This is a genomic window from Acidobacteriota bacterium (assembly GCA_038040445.1).
Lineage (GTDB): Bacteria > Acidobacteriota > Blastocatellia > UBA7656 > UBA7656 > Onstottus_A > Onstottus_A frigus.
Genome location: JBBPIG010000007.1, coordinates 76488 through 97312, shown reverse-complemented (window position 1 = coordinate 97312; position 20825 = coordinate 76488). Strand labels below are relative to the sequence as shown.

The 20825-nt window shown below is 57.5% G+C and carries 16 protein-coding genes; 8 read left to right on the top strand and 8 right to left on the bottom strand.

From position 1 onward, the window contains the following. On the bottom strand, positions 1 to 600 hold the full coding sequence (locus tag AABO57_09615) for a sigma-70 family RNA polymerase sigma factor (GenBank protein ID MEK6285984.1): 600 nt from the start codon (positions 598 to 600) through the stop codon (positions 1 to 3). A 388-nt stretch (positions 601 to 988) separates the two neighbouring features. Between AABO57_09615 and AABO57_09610 the strand changes: the two genes are divergently transcribed. The 8 genes from AABO57_09610 (at position 989) to AABO57_09575 (ending at position 14085) form a co-directional block, all read left to right on the top strand. After that, positions 989 to 3331, top strand: coding sequence for an integrin alpha (locus tag AABO57_09610; GenBank protein ID MEK6285983.1), 2343 nt, complete (start codon positions 989 to 991; stop codon positions 3329 to 3331). 92 nt (positions 3332 to 3423) lie between these two features. After that, the gene (locus AABO57_09605) at positions 3424 to 4215 is read left to right on the top strand and encodes an FRG domain-containing protein (GenBank protein ID MEK6285982.1); all 792 of its coding nucleotides are present in this window, start codon (positions 3424 to 3426) and stop codon (positions 4213 to 4215) included. Between the two features lie 12 nt (positions 4216 to 4227). Continuing rightward, a complete protein-coding gene (locus AABO57_09600) occupies positions 4228 to 4419 on the top strand; it encodes a hypothetical protein (GenBank protein ID MEK6285981.1) in 192 nt (63 codons plus the stop codon). A gap of 42 nt (positions 4420 to 4461) precedes the next feature. After that, positions 4462 to 4680 (top strand): type II toxin-antitoxin system HicB family antitoxin, encoded by a 219-nt coding sequence (locus AABO57_09595; GenBank protein ID MEK6285980.1) that lies wholly within the window; start codon positions 4462 to 4464, stop codon positions 4678 to 4680. Between the two features lie 88 nt (positions 4681 to 4768). Beyond that, a complete protein-coding gene (locus AABO57_09590) occupies positions 4769 to 5962 on the top strand; it encodes a glycosyltransferase (protein ID MEK6285979.1) in 1194 nt (397 codons plus the stop codon). Between the two features lie 104 nt (positions 5963 to 6066). Continuing rightward, positions 6067 to 8448 (top strand): hypothetical protein, encoded by a 2382-nt coding sequence (locus tag AABO57_09585; protein MEK6285978.1) that lies wholly within the window; start codon positions 6067 to 6069, stop codon positions 8446 to 8448. A 537-nt stretch (positions 8449 to 8985) separates the two neighbouring features. After that, positions 8986 to 12951 carry a caspase family protein gene (locus tag AABO57_09580; GenBank protein ID MEK6285977.1) on the top strand — a complete coding sequence of 1322 codons (3966 nt, stop codon included), beginning with the start codon at positions 8986 to 8988 and terminating at the stop codon, positions 12949 to 12951. Between the two features lie 60 nt (positions 12952 to 13011). Then, positions 13012 to 14085: a hypothetical protein gene (locus AABO57_09575; protein ID MEK6285976.1), complete on the top strand. Its 1074-nt coding sequence runs from the start codon at positions 13012 to 13014 to the stop codon at positions 14083 to 14085. A gap of 243 nt (positions 14086 to 14328) precedes the next feature. On the opposite strand, the gene AABO57_09570 is transcribed toward AABO57_09575, so the two are convergent. The 7 genes from AABO57_09570 to AABO57_09540 all read right to left on the bottom strand — a co-directional run bounded on the left by AABO57_09570 (position 14329) and on the right by AABO57_09540 (position 20734). Further along, complete coding sequence (locus tag AABO57_09570; protein MEK6285975.1) at positions 14329 to 14811, bottom strand: hypothetical protein; 483 nt, start codon at positions 14809 to 14811, stop codon at positions 14329 to 14331. 23 nt (positions 14812 to 14834) lie between these two features. Next, positions 14835 to 16295: a PQQ-binding-like beta-propeller repeat protein gene (locus AABO57_09565; protein ID MEK6285974.1), complete on the bottom strand. Its 1461-nt coding sequence runs from the start codon at positions 16293 to 16295 to the stop codon at positions 14835 to 14837. A 221-nt stretch (positions 16296 to 16516) separates the two neighbouring features. Continuing rightward, complete coding sequence (locus tag AABO57_09560; GenBank protein MEK6285973.1) at positions 16517 to 17110, bottom strand: hypothetical protein; 594 nt, start codon at positions 17108 to 17110, stop codon at positions 16517 to 16519. A 46-nt stretch (positions 17111 to 17156) separates the two neighbouring features. Beyond that, positions 17157 to 18104, bottom strand: coding sequence for a metallophosphoesterase (locus AABO57_09555; GenBank protein ID MEK6285972.1), 948 nt, complete (start codon positions 18102 to 18104; stop codon positions 17157 to 17159). Between the two features lie 738 nt (positions 18105 to 18842). Then, complete coding sequence (locus AABO57_09550; protein MEK6285971.1) at positions 18843 to 19826, bottom strand: toll/interleukin-1 receptor domain-containing protein; 984 nt, start codon at positions 19824 to 19826, stop codon at positions 18843 to 18845. Between the two features lie 333 nt (positions 19827 to 20159). After that, the gene (locus AABO57_09545) at positions 20160 to 20501 is read right to left on the bottom strand and encodes a type II toxin-antitoxin system PemK/MazF family toxin (protein ID MEK6285970.1); all 342 of its coding nucleotides are present in this window, start codon (positions 20499 to 20501) and stop codon (positions 20160 to 20162) included. Next, the gene (locus tag AABO57_09540) at positions 20498 to 20734 is read right to left on the bottom strand and encodes a ribbon-helix-helix protein, CopG family (protein ID MEK6285969.1); all 237 of its coding nucleotides are present in this window, start codon (positions 20732 to 20734) and stop codon (positions 20498 to 20500) included. The genes AABO57_09545 and AABO57_09540 overlap by 4 nt, the downstream gene beginning before the upstream one ends. Positions 20735 to 20825 lie beyond the last annotated feature (91 nt).

The following is a 20825-nucleotide window of genomic DNA, read 5'->3' as shown; positions in this document are numbered from 1 at the left end:
TCATTCCCCTGCTGCCAACTCGCCGCGCAGATGATCCAGCTTGCGCGCCAGCATCTTGTGTCCCCGATTAAGCCGCGAGGATACCGTGCCTATGGAGAGCCCGAGCGATTCCGCTATCTCGTCGTACGACAGCCCCTCTACATATTTGAGCAAGATCGGCAATCGCAGCTTCGGTGTCAGCTCGGCGATCGCGCCGCGAACCGACTCGGCCACCTGTCTCTTGTTATAGGCTTCCTCTTGAGATCCCTTCGCCACCATATTCCTCGCCTCGATCTCGGGGCTGAACGGCACGAACCGTTTTCGCTTCCGGTGCTCGTCGGCGCACGCGTTAGCTACTATGCGATAGAGCCAGGTCGTGAACTGTGAGTCCTCGCGAAACTGGTTGATGCTCGTGAAGAGCTTCAGAAAGACCTGCTGGCACACATCGCGCGCCATTGCCTCGTCGCCGCTGTAATGAAACGCGATCGTGTACACCCGATCTTTGTGTGCTTCAAACAGGTCGTGAAAGGCATCCCGGTCACCCTGTTTGCAAGCCTCGATTGTTTCAGCCTCTGTTTGGCGTTCGCTCATTATTGCGAGCTGCTCCATAAGTGTAGCCATCCATAAATCGTTGATTAGACGGCCACGGCTTCACTTTTCTTCCATCCCGATCTGGTTTCTAGTTTCTGGTTTCTAGTTTATGGTTGGCGGCCGGCTTCTAGTTTCTGGTTTCCGATTTCTGGTTTCTGGTTGTATCCGCGCAAGTCCGCCGATTCAGTGTCGATCCGTGGTGTATTCGGCGCTGGCAATGCGATTCTTACGAACTAATAGACCACCGATCACACGGGTTTGACGGATTCGCACGGATACAACCAGAAACTAGAAACCACAAACTAGAAACCAAGAACCCACCGCTCGACGCAACGTTCGCAATGCGGCTCGACCGCATTGTATAATCATCAGCCCACGGAGAGACACTCTCGCGCGGGCCAATTCATCTCGAGGTCAAATGAGTAAACAGGGTACAAGGGCGTACAAGGGTTACAAGGGTTTAATCCTCGGACTCATTCTTTCGTTGGTATTGCCACTTATCTCGATTCGAGCTACCGCTCAAGGCGGCGCGATTGAACTGGCGGTTGACACTGCAAACTTCAATCAAGACGGCTTGCTTGTGCTGTTCGGCGGGTTGCGGTTGCAGGGCGACATCGGGTTGCCTGTTGCCGCCGGAGACATCAACGGGGATGGGCGCGGTGACGTGATCGTCTGCGGGATGTACGGCAGCACTGGAACCCGCGACAACGATGGCGTAGTCAGTTTTTATTTGAGCGATGGACGCGACAGTGGCTTCGTCGACGCTGCTCAAAACCCACCAAACATCTTCAAGCTGACCGGGCAGCGTTCGGGTGATCTGCTGGGAACTTCCGTGTCCGCTAACGGCGACGTAAACGGAGACGGAATACGCGATGTGGCGATCGGAGCCGCCTTGCAGGACGGACCCGGCGGCGGAATCGCGGATAACCGGGGCGCGGCTTATGTAGTTCTGGGCTCGCGGACCTTCAGCCTTAACGCGGATCTCAACACGCTGGACGGCAACCCGGTACCCGGCGTCATTGCGATCTACGGCCCGCAGCCGGGCGGGCGAATGGGAATATGGATCGACGAAGGCGATCTCGACGGCGACGGGATAGCTGACATCATCATCGGGTCGGACCAGATCAATGTGGCTGGGAACCAGCATGCCGGCGGCGCTTATATTGTGTTCGGCTCGTTGTCTCTGCCGCAGGTAATCGACCTGGCAAGCCCTCCGGCCGGAGTCCGGACCGCTCGCATAGTTGGCGCGGGCCAGGAAGATCACTGGGGCGCAGCGCTGCAAGTCGGCGATATCAATAACGACGGGATCGGCGACGTCATTATCGGAGGCTCAATCAACCGCGACTCGGGTTTCTACGTCACGCCAAGCGACCAAGACAATGGTCACGCCGGGAAAGCTGCGAGTTTCGGCGGGCAACGACCTGGGTGCGGCGAAGCCTACGTGATCTACGGACAGCAAAACTGGCCGCCGAACACACTTCTCAGTAACCCGCCTGCCAACGCAACCCACGTAGTCGGGGCTAACGCGTTCGACTTCCTTGGCTCGCAGCTCCACAGCGGCGACGTGAACGGAGATGGCCGCACTGATTTGATAATCGGCGCGCTGCGGGCTTCGGCTCCCGACAATAAAGGCCAGACAGGCGCGGTCTACGTCATCTACGGCGCGGCGAACTTGCCCGGAGCGTTTATCGATCTCGCCAATCCCGACGCATCAGGGCTAAGAATCTCGTCGATCTATGGCGAACATGTATTGGATTGCGCCGGGGACTCGGTTCGGACCTACGACATAAACAAGGACGGTCTCTCGGATCTGTTTATCGGCAGCCCCGAGCGGACATTCATAGTGAATGGCGAGGAGCGCGAGGACGCCGGGGTCACTGAAGTGATCTACGGCCAGCGTGATTTCCTTCCGCCGGTCATTAAGTTCTACGATCCGCCGGCTGGTGTGCGCATTTTCAGACTTGCCGGCGCGCAAACCGAAGATGAGTTTTCTTACCGGTTGACGGGAGCGGACGTCGACGGCGACGGATACATTGACTACATTGCAAACGCTATGCATGGCGACGGCTTCGGCAACGGAGTCTTTAACGGAGGAAACGTCTACATCTTCAGCGGCAAGAAACTGTCGGCCAAGCTTGGCATGCTTGCGCCCGAGCAGGCGCCGACTCCGGTCCTCACTTCGGCGGTGCTGTTTAGAGGCGGACTTATTAACGGCACACAGGTGCAACAGGCCCCTGCAGGAGAAGAAAATCTTGTGGTAGTGGTCAATGGCACAGGCTTCAAGTCTGATCTTCAAGTTTTCATCAATGACACTCTCGTAGTATCTGGTCCGACAATCGATCCTCCGCCCGGCGCCACTACAAGGGCTGTTTTCCTGGACAGCAATCCAACAATTAGGTTCAGAGCCGGGCCGCTGGCCGTGCGCGTGCGCAACAGCAGCCCCTCGCCCTCGGACCTTTCCAATGAGATCGTCGCGGGCACGCTGGTCGGGCCTCAGATTACAAACGTCAAGGTAAAGAAGAAAGCGTCAGGCGCATTGATACTGAAGATCTTCGGCGCAAACTTCCCGGTTGCGGGAACGGTCTCCGTAACGGCGAACGGTTCTCCGGTGCCGTTGGACTTTGCGAGCTTCGAGGCGGCCGATTTCATCTCAGCCAAGATTGGGCCTCAATCGGCGCCGGCTGCCGGCACTACCATGCGGATACGCGTTGTAACTTCGCAGGGTATTCAATCGAACGAGCTGACCGCAACGGCCAAGTGACGTGACGCAGACTTTAGTCTGTGTCCGGCGAATTCTGTGCTGCGCTATTGGCTCGCACAGACTAGAGTCTGCGCTAGCCTAGAGAGATCCTGGTGGACGATATCCGCATATCAAACTGGCACGAGTTGAACGAGCGGCTCTACGAGGGATCGTGGGAAGAACCCCTCGCGCGCTTTCGGTCCAACCTGGCGTTTCGCGGCCTGGGCAATTCAGCTTATGACCTGAAGACCGGTCTGATAAGACTGGGCGGGGCGGCGGAGAAGCTCGAAGGGCACCTGCTGCGCAACTATCGCAAGTACGCGCGGCGTGATTCAGTGCCCGACGATTCGATGTGGAACTGGATCGCTCTCGCTCAGCATCACGGCTTGCCCACACGGTTGATCGATTGGACCTTCTCTCCGTTCGTTGCCATGCATTTCGCAACCGTCTGGCTTCAGGACTACGACGTCGACGGAGTCATCTGGTGCGTGGACTTCGTGAAGACCAACGGGCTGCTGCCGGAGAAACTCAAGACGTTGTTGCAAGAGGAAGGCTCGAACGCTTTCACCGTTGACATGCTGAATCGAGTAGCGGGCACCCTTGCCGAATACGATCGTCTGTCGCCGGACAATGAATTCGTGGTCTTCTTCGAACCGCCGTCGCTGGACGACCGAATAGTGAATCAGTTCGCGTTGTTCTCGATGATGTCCAGCCCGACGGCGCGGCTCGATCGCTGGCTTGAAGAGCACCCCGAGTTGTGCAGGCGGGTGATCATCCCCGCCGAGTTGAAATGGGAAGTGCGCGACAAGCTTGACCAGGCCAACATTACCGAGCGGGTGCTGATGCCGGGACTCGATGGTTTGAGCAGTTGGCTGAAGAGATATTACACGCCCAAGCCCAGATGAATTGATGATGATATGGAAGATCACAGCTACGATTTCGAGGTCGAAGGCGAAGTGATCAAGATGATTCACGGTGAGCTACCCGCCGTGCGATGGACGTGCGGCAACTGCGGCGAAGATGCGTGCACGATTTTCTATGAGCCCGAGGCCAACGCAATGGTTGTAGAGTGTGAATCATGCAGCGCGCTAAACCGAGTGCGACGTTGATACCTGTACTGGAGCTAGAGTATAAGCTTGGAGGACGAGACGATGAATAGGGATTCCAAATACGAGGTCATCATCTACTGGAGCGAAGAAGATAGTGCTTTCATCGCAGAGGCCCCTGAGTTAGCGGGCTGTGCGGCAGACGGCGCAACGTACAGCGTGGCTCTCGCGAACATTCAAATCATCATCGATGAGTGGATCGAAACCGCAAAGGAACTCGGCCGGCCGATTCCTGAGCCCAAGGGCCGGCTCATGTACGCGTAACTCATGACCGCTTGGCATGAGTCTCTTTGTAGCTTGCACTTCGCGGAACTGATGCTTCCCGAATTCGCTCGACGCTTCTCGCCCCAGAATGATTCGAAACCAATCGATAATCTGCTTCGCCGGCGAAGACTGGTGGTATCACCATCAGCACTCCAAGAATCACATCATGCGTAGACTGGCGCGCGCCGGGAATCGCGTCGTCTTTGTGAATTCGATTTCCATGGGATTGCCTTCGCTTGGGAGTCCCGACTTGTTCAGCAAGATCAAACGAAAGCTGCGCAGCTACGCCAAACCGGTGCGAGTCACCGAAGAAGGCCTGATCGTCGTCTCGCCTCCGCTGCTTCCATTCTATTCGAATCGCTTGGCGCGAACGATCAATCGATGGTTGCTGGTAGCCCAGATCAAGCTGCTGATGATCGCATTCGATATGCGCGACCCGATTCTTTGGATAGCAATTCCGACTGCTCGCGAAGTTGTTGGCCGAATCGGCGAGCAGGCGTTGATCTATCAAGTCTCGGACAAGTACGACGCAAATCAAATGGACCACGCGACCTCTTCCGGCGTGATCGCCGAGATGCACGGCGATCTGCTGGCCCGGGCCGATCTCGTTTACTACTCGGGCCGGAAGCTGTTCGAAGAAGAACGCGCGCGGTTTCCTGAGATTGCCAAAAAAGCCAGGCTGCTCGAGCAGGCAGCCGACTACGATCACTTCGCATCGGCGACGGCTCGAGATTGGACCGAGCCCGGCGACATAGCTGACGTGCCTCGCCCTCGCCTTGGTTATTTTGGCGCGATTGATCCGTGGCTGATAGATCAGGAGCTCATCCGCTACGTCAGCCGCAAGCGCCCGGATTGGCACTGGGTGCTGATTGGCTTGCGGGCTTCGCCGCTCGACATCGAGTCACTCACAAACGTTCACTACCTGGGCTCGAGGCCGTATTCATCAATGCCTTGCTATGCCGCGGCTTTCGACGTGTGCGTGCTGGCGTGGGTTACGGACAATGAGTTCGTGAACTACGGCAGCCCGATCAAGGTGCGCGAGTACCTGGCGACCGGTAAGCCGGTGGTGATCACCCCGATTTACGAATACGAATCGTTGGATGGTATACTGCGCGTTTCTCGCGGCTACGATGACTTCATCGCGAAGGTTGAAGACGCGCTTACCAACGATTCGGAATTGAAGCGCGATGCCCGTCAACAAGCAGTGAAAGAGTCAACCTGGGACGCTCGAGCAGAGGAAGTGAGCGAGGCTATCGCCGCGCTGTTGGAACCGAAGACATAATTGCCGATTGCCGATTGCCGATTGAAGGAACCAGCGATCTGCAATCCGAAATCGGCAATTGGCAATCGGCAATCGGCAATTACGTCAATCACCGGAGACATTGAATGAATCGCAGACGAATCTTTCTGGGCATATCGTTGATCACGCTTTCGGTGTTGATGCTCGAACTCTCACTCACTCGCCTCTTTTCCGCGACGATGTACTATCACTTCGCGTTCATGGCGATCTCGCTTGCGTTATTCGGCTCGGGCGCGAGCGGCGTGTTCGTCTACATCATTCAACGCGGGTTGAAACCGGAACGCACCGGTCAGTGGCTGAGCGCCGCGGCGATGCTCTTCGCCCTCAGCAATCTGTTTTCGCTTTACGTAATACTGGCCAATCCGCTGACGTTTGAAACCGGCCCGGAGAACTACTATCGACTCGCGAGAATCTACGGCGCGGCGGCGTTGCCGTTCTTCTTTGCCGGGTGCGCGGTGACGCTTGCGATTACGCGGCTTGCGAAGGAGATCAGCAAGCTCTATCTGTTCGATCTGGCGGGGGCGGCGCTCGGGTGTTTGCTGTTGATACCGGTGCTCAACACGATGGGGGCGATCAACATAGTCCTGTTGGTCTCGGCGCTCGCCGCAATTGCCGGAGTGATGTTCGGCGCTTCGACCGGCGGCAGCCGAGCGGTGGCGGTCTGCTCGCTTCTGCTTGCCGTAGGTTTGACCGGGCTTGTCGTCTACAACAGCGCGACTCGTCGAATCGACATTCGCAAATCGAAGGGCTTCGAGGAGACCAGCGTGCTGTTTGCAAAGTGGAACTCGTTTTCGCGAATCACGGTCGAAGGCGACTTCGATACCGGAGTCGAAATCAAGATCGACGCGGACGCTGCGACCGGCATCAGCAAAGACGCGAGCAACTCAGCGATTCACCAGGATGCGCGAGACTCGCTCAGCGCGTTGGCGCACCACCTGAAGCGCAACGCAAACGTGCTCATAATAGGTCCGGGCGGAGGCAACGACGTGATGGCCGCGCGGGTCCTCGAGCAGAAGCACATCACCGCGGTGGAGATAAACCCGATAATCGCTCACGATGTCATGTCGTCCGAGCCGTTCAAGAGTTATTCCGGTTCGATCTATCAGCAGCCCGACGTCAGCCTGGTCGTCGATGAAGGCCGCAGCTTTATTAGAAACTCGCCCGATCGCTACGACATCATTCAAGCTACGATGGTGGACACCTGGGCGGCCACTGCGGCGGGCGCGTTCTCGCTCAGCGAAAACAATCTGTACACCGTCGAAGCCTTTAAGGACTACGTCACCCATCTGACCGACGACGGCGTGCTGACGATGACGCGGTGGTACTTCGAGCCGCCCGATCAATTGCTGCGATTGATCACGCTCACCCGCGCGATGATGGACGAGCTTGGAATCTCGAACCCGGCTCGGCACATAATGCTGGTGCGCGACGCGAGATCCGGTTACGACCGCACACCGGCGACCTACATCTTCAAGCGCAGCGAGTTCACCGACGACGAAGTTCGAGACATCGAGGCCCTGGCGCAGACCAGCGGTTTCCAATTGTTGTTCAGTCCTCTCTCTCGCCCGCCGAACGTCTTCACGCAAATGATCGAGGCGCCGGATCCCGCCGCGCTTTGGGCAAGCCTCGAAACAAACGTCGAGCCCACGCGCGACAACAATCCGTTCTTCTTCAACTCGGTTCGCCTCTCGAACATCTGGAGCGTGATCGAGGGAACAACGGGCGAGTGGCAAAAGACCAATCTGGGCACTTCGATTCTGTTTGCGCTGTTCGCCATCACAAGCGTGCTGGTGCTGCTGTTCATCATCGGGCCGCTGGTGCTGATTCGAGGCCGCGCGCTTGCGACGGGCTTGAGAACGAAACTTTCGTACCTTTTATACTTCGCTTGTTTGGGCGCGGGCTTTATCATCGTCGAGGTCGCGATGATTCAGAAGTTCATCCTCTTCCTGGGACATCCGGTTTACTCGCTGGCGGTGGTGCTGTTCTCGGTGCTGGCGTTCAGCGCGCTGGGCAGCTACCTGAGCGGACGAATAGGCGAAGAGCGGCTGACCGCGGCCCTGATGAAATTGCTAATGGTAGTTGTGGCGCTGGTGTTCATCTACATCGTGGCGCTTCCACCGATCTTCTATGGACTGGTCCATCTCGCGCGCGAGTTTCGAATCGTGATAGCCGTTGTGTTGATGGCGCCGCTCGCTCTGGTTATGGGGATGCCGATGCCGATCGGGATACGCATCCTGGCTCGAAACGCGCCCGAGATTATTCCGTGGGCGTGGGGTGTGAACGGGGCGACCTCGGTGATGGGGTCAGTCGCGGCGCTGGTGATCGCGATACTCTCCGGCTTCAATCAAGCGTTGATGATCGGCGCGGGATTGTATCTTGTCGCGATGTTTCTGATCACGCGTCCGCAAACGAGCGAACAAGACGTAATCATTCGAGAGCAAGCGGCTGAGCAAGCGATAGGCACGTGATCGGTTTGGAGGACTGATTGGCCAATCAAACAGCTTGCCCAACAGACGGCTCTGACGTGCCTCGTAAGTTATCTAAGTGGCTTGCCGTTTTTGCTACAGGCTTTGTTTCGGCATCGGTCTGATTGTTCCCTCTTTGCAAACTCCGTCCTATGCGGCGCAGGAGGATCCTACCCTTTGTTTGCATAGAGCGCCCGTCCATCTACGCGGCTTATCTCCGGCGGGCGCTGGCTTGCCATCTCGATAATCCGCATCGGAAGGCCGCGTGCCGCGAGGACCCATACGAGCCACGAAAGTGAAAGACGGAAAACCCCAACTGAAGAGACTGTGTGAGAAACCCTAAAATACCCCCAACTTCAGTTGGGGGTATTTAGCGTCACGGACCAACCGCTTAGCGAGTGCCCGTATGCGCGAGAGTCTGACCCGCACCGATGGAGACAACTCGCTGTCCTTTATAACTCGGCATCCGCTAAGATCGTTATCCACATACGATCATTGGTAGCCGCCTGCGTGGGTAAGCGGTGAAGGAAGAGGTCTGTAATGATTCATCTCGCTCGATCTCGTTTCTTGAGCTTGCCGATGCTTGCTCTTCTGGTAATCAATTCGATCGCCGCTTTGACTCTCTCAGCCTCCCAGGAGTCGAAGCCCAAAGACGACCGAGGCCTCGGCGTTCGTCCGAACCCGGCAAATGCCACGCCGAATCAAACAAAATCGGGCGCGGGCAAACCGGAGATCTTGCTACAGGCGGGGATCACGTCTCCGCAAACTCAACTCAGTTTCAGTCCCGATGGCCGATTGCTCGCCTCGATGGGAATGATCGGCAATGCGATCAAGTTGTGGGAGGTCGCTTCAGGCCGGTTGTTGCGCCACCTCGACAGCGGCATTCCATCCATGGGCGCCAACTCATTGACGCGGCCTTTCAAGTTCAGCGTAGACGGGCGCACGCTGACCGCGATTGCTGACGGCAAAGTCAGGCGATGGGAGGTCGAGACAGGCCGCGAGCTAGCCAGCACGAACATACCGACGGCCAAAGATTTCTTCGCGGCTCTCCTTAGTGAAGATGGGCGTATCCTGGCCGCAGCGAACCCGGACGGTTCGGCGGTGCGGCTCTGGGATACTACCGCCGGCCGGGAACTGCAACCGGTCACCTTCGACAAGGAGGACCGCATCGAGGCGCAGAATGGGATTGCGCTGAGTCCTAACGGGAGCTTGTTGGCGGTGCTGTCCGAAACCATGAAGGTCTCGCGTAAAGGCGCCGCCGAAACAACGCTACAGATTACACTCCGGGAAGTTGCGAGCGGACGAAAAGCGCAGACGTTGAAGGTCTCGTCAGGCCCGACGCAATTCGGCGTATCCCCTGGCTCTTCGGCGACCCTTGCCTTCAGCAGCGACGGCGCGTGGCTGGCGATTCGCGACGAAGCCTCGATGAAAATCTGGGATGTCGCCGCCGGGCGCGAGCTGAAGAGCTTTGCCGCTCCAAAAATGTTAGCCAACCAGTCTGATTCCTCAATGATCATGTTCGCCGGCAAGTTTCTCTTCAGTCCCGACCGCCACTCGCTTTCGGTAGTCAGCGAGAGCAACAAGATCAATCTTGTCGATGCTTCTTCCGGTGCTACGTTGCATACGCTTGCCGGGCACAGCGGCACGATCATCAGCGTCGGGTTCAGCGCCGACAGCAAGCTCATCGCTTCTTCGGGCACCGACAATCAGATCAAGCTCTGGGACGCGGCGACCGGCCGCGAAGTAAGAACGCTGAGCGGCTCGGCCATGCCGGTCAGCGATCTCGCCTTCTCTCCTGATGGGAAGTCGCTTTCTCTTGCAGGGCACCAGGCAGTCAGCTCCTGGGAATTGACTACAGGCGGAGTGCGGCGCGCCGTCGCTCTGCCCGATGATTACGCTCGGCACAGACAGACTGGTATGCAGGAACGAGGCTGCTTGTTGAGCCGCGATGGGAAATTCGTGATTGCCGGCAGCAGCAGCCAGCCGCTCGCAAAAGTCTGGGAGGTGGCAACAGGCCGCGAGTTGCCAAACGTGTCATTGACTCAAGGCAAACAATTGGGAAATGCCGCCTTCAATAGAGACGGGAGCGTTGTAGCTCTCGTCGAGAGAGATATTCAGAAGCCCGGAGCACCGGGTCCTCAAGCTTCGCAGCAATCATCCCCGCAAGCGCCGGTCAATATGCCTGCTCAGCCCATCGTAATGCCTGATATGAGCAAGATCATGGAGCAGATGCAGAAGGACCCGAAGAAAATGCAGGAGATGATGAAGAAGGCCGAAGAGGCCATGAAGAAAGGCGATATGAGCGCCAGCATGTCGGTGTTGGACTCACTGGGAGTGACCGCGCCGATAACAAAAGCTGCCAATAAGAGCTCGACCAATCTTCGCCTTCTCGATGTGGCAACAGGCCGGCAACTGCAAGCGATTCCTCTTGCTCGGTCGGGCTTATTAAACCAGATGATGGGCGGGTTTGAGGCCATTTCGGGTTCGATATTGTCCTTCAGTCCGGACGGACGCATCGTTGCTTCAGCGTCGGGATTCGACTCGCCGATCACGCTCCGCGAGGTGAGCACCGGGCAGGAGCTGCGCACTCTCAAGTCAACGTTCTCGATGATGGTTTTCAGCCTCGCGTGGAGCGCCGACGGCCGGAGACTCGCTTCGGCGCACTCGGGCTCCAAACGGAATCTTGCCGCCGCCAATGCCGCGGACACATTTTCCTTTGACGACCTGACGTTCTCGATCAAAGTATGGGACACGCAAACAGGAAGCGAGCTGAACTCGCTTGCAGGGCACAACAATTTCGTCAACGGTCTCGCGTTCAGCCCTGACGGCCGTATGCTCGCCTCCGGAGGTTTCGACAGCACTATCAAGCTGTGGGACCTGTCCTCGGGCCGCGAGCTTCGCACGCTCGCGGGGCACGGCGGCTCGATCGTGGCGGTCGACTTCAGCAGCGATGGCCGCTTTGTGGTTTCAGGGAGCGACGACGGCAGCGCGCGATTGTGGAACACGCAAACGGGAGCGCTTGTCGCCACGATGGTCAGCTTGAACAAAGGCGATGACTGGTTAGTCGTAACACCCGATGGATTGTTCGATGGCTCACCCGGCGGCTGGAATCAGATCCTCTGGCGGTTCTCACCTAACACGTTCGACGTTTCACCTGTCGAGATTTTCTTCACCGAGTATTACTACCCGGGGCTGCTGCCGGACATTCTGGCCGGCAAGAAGATCGCGGCCGCCGCGGACATCTCGCAAAAGGATCGCCGCCAACCAAAGTTGAGTCTCGCGCTCGCCGATCCGCAAAACGCCGCGAGTGTTTCGACGCGGACTCTGAAGATAAAGATCGATGTCGGCGAAGCTCCAGCGGGCGCGCGGGATGTGCGTCTCTTCCGCAACGGCTCGCTGGTCAAGCTCTGGCGCGGCGACGTGCTCAAGGGCCAGCCGAATGCTACCCTCGAGACAACCATCAGCGTCGTTGCCGGACCGAATCAGCTAACGGCATATGCCTTCAACCGAGACAACGTGAAAAGCCCGGACGCGGCGCTTGCCGTCAACGGAGCCGACTCGCTGAGGCGCGCGTCGACGCTTCACGTTCTTGCCGTGGGTGTTAATCAATACGCGAACTCCGACTACAACCTCAAGTACGCGGCGGCCGACGCGCGCGCATTCACCGAAGAGGTCGAACGCCAGCAACGGAAGCTTGGCGGCTATGGACAGATTGAAGTCACAACGTTGCTCGATCGCGACGCGACGAAAGCGAACCTGTTGTACGCACTGAAACGTCTTGCGGGCTCGCCGGATGCGAAACCGCCGTCGGGCGCTCCGGCAGCCCTTGAAAAAATCAAAGCCGCGGAGCCGGAAGACGCGGTGGTTGTTTTCTATGCCGGGCATGGCACCGCGCAGGAGCAACGCTTCTACTTGATCCCTCACGATCTCGGATACGCGGGCGCGCGCACCGAGATCGACGAAGCGGGGTTGAAGACGATCCTCTCGCACAGCGTTTCGGATCTCGAGCTCGAGCAGGCTTGCGAAGGCATCGACGCCGGGAACCTGCTGATGGTGATTGACGCGTGCAACAGCGGGCAGGCGCTTGAAGCCGAAGAGAAACGTCGCGGGCCAATGAATTCGAAGGGGCTGGCGCAGCTTGCTTATGAAAAGGGTATGTACATTCTGACAGCGGCGCAGAGCTATCAGGCGGCGATGGAAGCCGAGCAACTTGGGCACGGATATTTGACTTACGCGCTGGTTGAAGAAGGACTGAAGTCCGCGGCCGCCGACGGTGAGCCCAAAGACGGCCAGGTGATGCTGCGCGAATGGCTCGATTATGCGACCGATCGGGTGCCTCGAATGCAAGAGGCGAAGATGAAGGAAGGGCGAGGGCTCAAACACAAGGTCGCTTTTGTGGAAGGCGAGGAAAAGGTGGAGGACGTGGACAAACGAAGCGTGCAACGTCCACGGGTCTTCTATCGCCGCGAGCGGGAAACTCAGCAGATGATCGTCGCCAAGCCGTAGTCTATGGAGTTACAGCCGTCTTGCTTAGAGATAAACACCTGGCCCTCTTGAGGAGATTCGATGTGGAATATGACCCGGCGTACATCTTCGCTCTCATCGAAGATGTTCAGCAGGAATCCTGGTAACCGCTACGCGGCCCACGCGTGGCGGGGCCGTGGTCTATCGTTAGGAGACCGTGACGCGGACCGCGGCGCTCATCACGAATCTTTGGCGGCTTCCCTCGCGCGCCGCCGGCTGGCATCTCGAGCTACGGCAGCGATCATCATCTGCGCAGTGATCCTGCTCGCCCGCAATTCCTCCGCCCAACAGCAGGACCAGACGCGGGGGCTGCACGTCAAGAAACTCGAAGAGAGCCGGCCTGCATCCACTACGCCACGTGATCCTCAACAACCGCGAACCTATCGCTCGGTTACCGGCTCGGCCTCATCTTCCGAGCTGCGCAAATCGGCGTCGGCATCGGAAGCAGTCATCGGCGTAACGCTGTGGCGCTTGCGCCCGGTGCGGCCTGCCGACAACAAAGACGCAAGGATTCTCGAGCACCAGGCATCAAAGACCGCCGAATGGACAGCCGAGCGAATCGAAGCCGATACGCGCGTCAGCGAAGGCGAGCGTGTTCGCGTCAGCATCGAGTCTCCGAGCACAGGATATCTCTACGTCATCGATCGAGAGCAATACGCCGACGGCAGCCTTGGCGACGCGTATTTGATCTTCCCTACCTCGCGCACGCGCGGCGGAAACAACTCGGTGGTCGGGGGACGGGTCATCGAGTTTCCGGCTCAGGAAGACAACCCGCCATACTTCACCCTGACGCGCAGCCGCCCGGAGCATAGTGGAGAAGTGCTGATCTTGATCGTGGCACCTCAACCGCTCGCTGCCCTGCCCATCAGTTCGGAGCCCGTCAACGTGCCGTCCGCGAAGCTGGCTCAGTGGGAGAAGGAGTGGGGTGGGCGCGCCGAGCAATTCGAGCTTGAGGGCGGCGCGGGCCTGCCATACACCAAAGCAGAAAAGTCGGCAGGCGGAGACGGCTCGCGGATGCTGACCCAAGGGGATCCGCTTCCTCAAACGATCTTGCGTTTGAACGCCACGCCCAGCACCCCTGTGCTGGTGAAGGTGATGCTTCGAATAGCCAGGTGAGTCGCGCGGGACTTTGGAAATCCCCCCAACTTCAGTTGGGGGATTGTTAGGTTCAACCTACGTCGGAACTCGGCCTATCTCGGTCCCCAGACTTTTCATCCATCTCGCGGGCGAGATGGATGAAACAAGAACGACAACGGAGGACGAAGTCCCCCAACTTCAGTTGGGGTATTTCCGGAGCCCGGAAACCGCTTCGCCATCCATTGCTGCGCATTTCGCTCTCACTCATGCGATTGGATCGACCTACGACTGAGGCTTGAAGTACAACACCAATCCCGCGCCGATCGCCACCAGAACGAAGCCAACATAGATCAGCGGGTTAGGCGACGCCTTGGGCGGGTGCTGCCACATCGAGAACAACACGTTCACGATCGGAGCGCCTCCGAACACCAGCGGCATCACGTAAGTCGGAATGCCTCCAGCTTTGAACGCGTAGATGATGCAAAGCGCTCCCGCCGCTCCGAGCGCCCCGCCAAACGTCGCCCACGTTATGCCGCCGCTGTTGAAGTCTTTCAGCCCACCCTGCGCTCCCAACACGATCACCGGAACCAGGACGCCGATTAGAAAGTAAGCGACTCCTACGCAGAGCAACGCGCGGAACGGATTGCCGAGCGCAACCTGTCCTTTGTGCAGAACGGGTCCGTACAGACCCCACGAAAGCGCGGCGCCCAAAGCGAACATCACCCAGATCATAGATTGTTTCGTCTCCTTCTTGATTTCAGTCACGGACTCTTCCTTTAACTCTTTGCTTAGCTCTTACTGCCAAAACAATACAGCGCGCTTCGAGTCCTTATGTAAATCCGCCCGTCGGCAATCGCCGGTGTCGCGAAGCATTCGTCGTCGAGCTGGTTGACCTTGAGTATCTCCCAATCGCCGGTGGCCTTCAGCACCGACACCGCGCCTCCCTGGCCGATCAGGAACACCTTGTCATCGGCTCCGACCGGCGACGAGAAGTACTTGTCGATCGCGCCCGTGAGCCGCCCTTGCTTGATCACGGTGCCCGTGGCCGGATCAAACGAGATCAGTATGCCGCCGTCATTCACCATGTACAGCACGCCTTTGTAGAGCAGCGTCGAAGGCACTTGAGGCACCGGTTTAGTGTATCGCCACCGGATCGCGGTCGAGGTCTGATCGCCTTTGCCGCCGAGCTTGATTGCGAGCAATCCGTTCTCGGCCGCCAGCATCGCGCGGAAGATGCCCCAATCTTTTTCGTTGAGCTTCTCGTCGCGGTCCGTGTCAAAGGCTTCGAACGCGTCGCTCAGCATCTTGTCCATCATCTCTTTGCCGGTCACTTCTGATTTAGCGACTTGGCCATCGTGGTTCGCGTCGTATTTTGCGAGCGCTTCGGCGAAGGGAATGGTCTTGACCTGCTCTCCGGGCTGATTCTGAGGAAAGCCCCAGCCGTTTACATACAAGTATTCGGCGTCGTGGCTGGCGATCGATTTCATCTCGCAAGCTAGACCTTGCACCCACCAGACTCGCTTGCCGTCCTCAACCGAGTAAGCCGAAAGCTGAAACGATTCAGGGATGATGATCTGCTTCGCGCCTTGCTTCGGTTGATAGACGATGGGCGTCGAGTAGCCGGAGATGACCCCGGGGCGCTCGACCTTCCACCGCACGCGCCCGTTGTTCTTGTCCACCGCGATCAGGAATGAGTTCGGGTTGTCCTGGTCTATGGGCAGAATCACCTTGTCGTCAATAAGGATGGGCGACGCGCCAAACCCGTAGAACATATTGAAAGGTCCGAGAGGCAGCTTCCATCTTTCCTTGCCGGCGGCGTCGAATGAGACCAGCCCAAATTCCTGGAAGAAGACATAGACGTTCTCGCCGTCGGTGACCGGGCTTGGCGAGGCGGGCCCGTTGACGTTCTCCAAGCGGCCGGTTCGCGTGCGAGGCACTTCGCGCTGCCAGAGTTGCTTGCCCGTCTGTCGGTCGAGGCAGATGACGAACAGCTTATGGTTCTCTTTCTCGTTGCTGTGCGCCGTGATGAAGATTCGATTGCGCGTCAGCACGGGCGAGGAATGGCCCGGCGGAAGCGGCGTCTTCCATACGACGTTCTTCTCGGGGCCGAACTCAGTCGGCAGACCCGTAGTCGTAGAAACCCCGGTGCCGTTAGGCCCGCGAAATTGCAACCAGTCTTCGGCGGCAACGGAGGACAGAGACAGTGACGCGATTAACAGCGCGAAGAGGACGTTCTTAATCTTTGACATGGAGTGATCCATAAACCCAAGTTCGCTGAAAGCCTTTCGAGTCTTCAATGATATTGCGCGGTGGATTCTAGTTGATAGCGGAGGAAAAAGAAAAGCGGTAACGCCCTGTCCTGACTTTGTATCACTAACCGGTAGTCGGCTTGCGGCGAAGCCGCTTGCCTACCGGGCAGAGCCACGCTTGATCTGAGGCGCTCATAATAAGGAGTCACAACAAGTTCCTGCTACGGAGCCGCGCCCTGGAAGTCGTCCTTGAAAATGCACAGGCAGTCCTCGATCTCGTGCGGTTTCAAACCGCGAAGAGCAACTGGTAGCTCCGCGATCGAGATTGATCGGCGCTTCGACGGCAACCCGAGGGCGCGAGCGCCGCGCCTCGTGCCGCTGTGTAGATATACGCGGTCAGGCATAATTCCGAGCTTTGCGCCGATACGGAGTGCGGTATCATACAACAGCAAGTCGCCAACACCACGAATCGATCCGATCGCCTGGTCAACAGCGTTGTGGATTTCGTCGAAGCTACGCAACTTGCTAAAGCCGATTTCCAAAAGTCGGCGCCGCATCTCTCGTAGAACCACCCGCTTGATCCGGCGTTGGTGCGAGTATCGCTTTCCATCGGGCGTCTCAGCAAGAGCCGCCCGCGCCACCGCAGACTGTAGTGTGGGTTCGTCGCCGAAAGTACGTAGTTGGGCCTCCAAGCGCGATTGGCACGTTTCGCGGTAGCTCTGGACGACCGCCTCCAGTGTTCCAAGATGCGGACCAATAGTCGGCTGCTTACAGAACGACGAATCGTTCTTCGTATTTGAGGTGCAGCTGCTCATGTTTTGAATTGACCCTCTGCGCCCAAACGAAAACTGCTTCAGCTACTCACGGGAGAGCCGGTTGCGCTCCAATCGCCAGCCTCTTCTCCTGGAAGCCACTGCCATCACCAGGATCGGCGAAGAATGAAACGGTCCACTGTCTTATGGCCGGTTGCCAAGTGATCCAATTAAACGATAGTGGCTTACCTTCAATTCCAAAGCTAGAACCACAGCCCACCGCTCGAACCAATCTTGTACGGCCCTCGAATTCAATCTCCTGACCGACAAATCTTGGCTTGTGCTTGTGACCGTGAAGAATTAGGGGCACGCTATTGCTTGCGCACCAGCGCACTAGATGATCGCCGTTCTCCATTCGCAGGAATCGCTCCTCTCGAATCCCTAGAAATGGCAAGGTGTCAATCTCATCATCACGTGTGGAAAACGGATGATGATGCGTCAGCGCGACGCTGATATAGTCGGAGTAATTCCCTCTTCGACGTAGCTCCGTGAGCCTTGTCGCCACCTCGAGGAACTGATCGTCAGCTATTCGACCCTGAGCGAGCTTCGCATCGCGTGACGTATCAAAACATAGAAAGACAACTTTGCATACATCGCTTGCGACAACACTGTTCCACTCTAGACCAGCCAGTGCCTCCCAGTTCTTCCAGAGAAAGCCCTTCTTGCGCATGTCGTGGTTTCCCGGAATACAGATGACCTCTGTTTTCGAATTATCAGTGAGCCGATTCCTAAACGCCTTGAATTCCTCCAGGTTCTTCTTGCTCGGGGTGTCCATTAGGTCGCCAGTGATAACCGGTTGAACGACACCTCCGGTACTTCGAACCGCGTCAATACGGTCGCGCAAGTGCTGCTCGACGTAAGCGAGTTTCGTATTGGTCACGGCGCTCGCTCCGAAGTGCAGATCGCTGAGTTGTAGAAGATTGAATGCGGGCGCTTCGGATTGGTGCAGGCCCTTTAGCTCCGACCAAAGGCGCCACGGTGGACTATGCCGAACCATTTCCAGTAGTCTTTCGACCGAGGCACTCTCTTGCGATACGACGACTGTATCCCCGCTCCACGTCCAACATACGGTCGCTGGTATATTAGCTGTGAACAACTGCCTAATTGCCGGAAACGGATCAAGTAGGTCTCTTGTGATTGTCCCAGGTCTGTTGTCCTCGCAACGAAGCCACATTGTGTAGTCCGTTGAGTCTCGGAAACGCTCGAAGGGAACTTGACTTCCGAGCGGCAAAAAGTAAAAGGGCACGTCGAACCAAGGGCGTAGTGGAGCAAGAATGCGCGCGACGTCGTTGGAGGAGACGACCGCGTCTCGATCGTTCTCCTCGATGGATGCAAATGCATGTCGAGACTTGGTAGCGAGCTCACGAAGAATCGCATGATCTTCTGGCTGTGAAGTCACAACCGAATCTGGCAGTGCTCTAAGAAAGTCCCCAAGGACGCGTATTTGAACCCGCGGTGCGCGCCAGACTTGCCCTCCCCCTTCTTCACTTTGTTCGAGAGCGCGATGCCGTCGCCGGTGACGAAAGTGCCGATCCCAAGGTTCGGGCCAATGTCTCCAGTCCAACTCATCGATTGGAGGTGGGAAGTCCCGACGCGTAAGCCATCCAACAAGGCTTGCTTGCTCAAGATTGAAGCGCAACCCCATATGTCGTCTCCTAGTACTCCAGGGTCCTACGAACTCCGTCGCGGGCGGTCGGCTGCGCAACCCAATCACGCAGCCCCTCAGTTTGTGCGGTTACGAGCCCTCGTCTTCTTGCTCTTCCTTCTTGCGTCTGCTCTTTGCCTTGCTCTCCTCATCAGCAGTTGATTCGCTCGGGAAGAAATGTCTTAACTCTCTCATGATCATATGGGTGCCCCTAAGATCGAGGCCCATCTCCTCAGCAAATGGGCCGCGCTCCATGAGCTCTGCGGCGCGTTGGAAACGGCGTAGCGTACGCTCGCTTTCTTCAGGCACGCCACTCTTGGCAGCACGGTATGCCTCGATGCCGAGTTCGTAGAGCCACGGTGCATCCTCGCGAAACATGCTCGCCGCAATCAGCAGCAGTATCGGATCGCCTGGCTTCTCCCCCACCATTTCAGCGAACTCCCGTAACATGAAGGGATGAAACTTGAACCGTCGAGATCGCATCTGTCGCGGTGACTCCTCCGAAATATCGCGGAAGCGAGAATCGAGAGAGCGCACGCTTGCGACGAGCTCCTCAAGTACTTCGTGTTGAGGCCGGGTATGCTTTGTGGCGGACGCTTCCTTGGGTATCGACGTGATTGTCTTCTCGAACTCTGGCCAGAGGGCATCGAACAATTGCTTAGCACGCGCTTCAGGAACGGCTTGGCTCGCGGCATTGTTAATGGAGTGAACCACCTCACTCAGACCGGATTTCTCGACCTTCTTGGCCTGAAACTGTGCTAGTGGACCGGTGATGTCCCGAAACTCTAAGTCTAGTAGGAGTGGAATCACTCTGCTGCCTTGCATCGACTTCGCAAGCGCACCGGCCTCAAATAGAACCCACTGGGAACCGACATTCTCGCTTGTAACGCAGATGATGCCGAAATTCGAAGCCTCTAGTTCCTTTGCGACAGCCTCCGCCCACCGTTCCCCGGCGGCGATGTCCGCCTCCGACAGCCACGGTTCAACGTAGTGGAGCACGAGTGGCAGCCAGTCACGGAGCGTTTGCGCTAAAGCTTGACTACGCTCTCCACTCCAACTGATGAACACTTTCATCGTGGTCCTCCCTGTCTCGAAAAGCGCTTACAGCATTCTATTCTCACAACCTGGCTGCATTACTCTAAAATGGCCCACTTAATCGGAACACTGTGATTAGATCGCGTGATCCAGTTGCCGGATTAAGGACCGCAAAATGATACGGTGATTAGGCAGTATGAACAACACGATCGAGCAGCCGGACTGTGATAAATACACCGCCAGCTCTGAGCCGACCGGGATTATACTGCAACTCACCTGATTTGCAACGCGAAGACTCCGATGAAGAAAGTTCGTAGTCCGGGCCTTCAGGCGCAAGCTCGTAGCCCCGTTTGCCTGAGATCTGCTCAGTGCCTATCTGCCCAGCACAACGTCTATTCCGGATAACACCAAAGCAAGCTTCGTTCGCGGCAATTTACCTGAGCGCTCGGTGAGCAGCGTTCGATCCAAGCTGACTATCTGTGTGACGTTGGCGACCGATTCTTTTGGGAGCCCCGTCAATCGAGCTGACAGCAGAACGTTGCCCGGAGCCTCGGCCCACTTGGTGTTGCTTGTAAGCGGAACACAAACAACCGTAGCGAGCCGGCTGCGGTTGAATGAGTCTCCCTGCACAACAACGACTGGTCTGCGGAATCCAGGCCCGGATCCAGTTGGGTCCGGAAGATCTGCCCACCAGATGTCTCCTTGAGAGATCACCACTCGACGCGCTCCAGCGTGCGCCGGGCCGCCGCCGAATGGAACGGATCCGGTTCACCACCGATCTCGTCGCAGACCTGATTCATTGATTCCGTCACATGATCTGGCGCATGGCGAGCTACATACTCAGCCAGCGCCCGGCTGAACAACTCGCTTCGAGACTTCTTCATCCGGCGCGCCAATCGCTCGGCCTTCTCGAAGACGTCGTCGGGTATTGATACCGCCGTTTTCATACCGGGAGTATAACCAGAGCCGGACAGGCGCTCAAGCCTACGGTACAGGCTGTGCAAACACTCGCGAGGAGTCGGGTGCCGATCAGCGAGC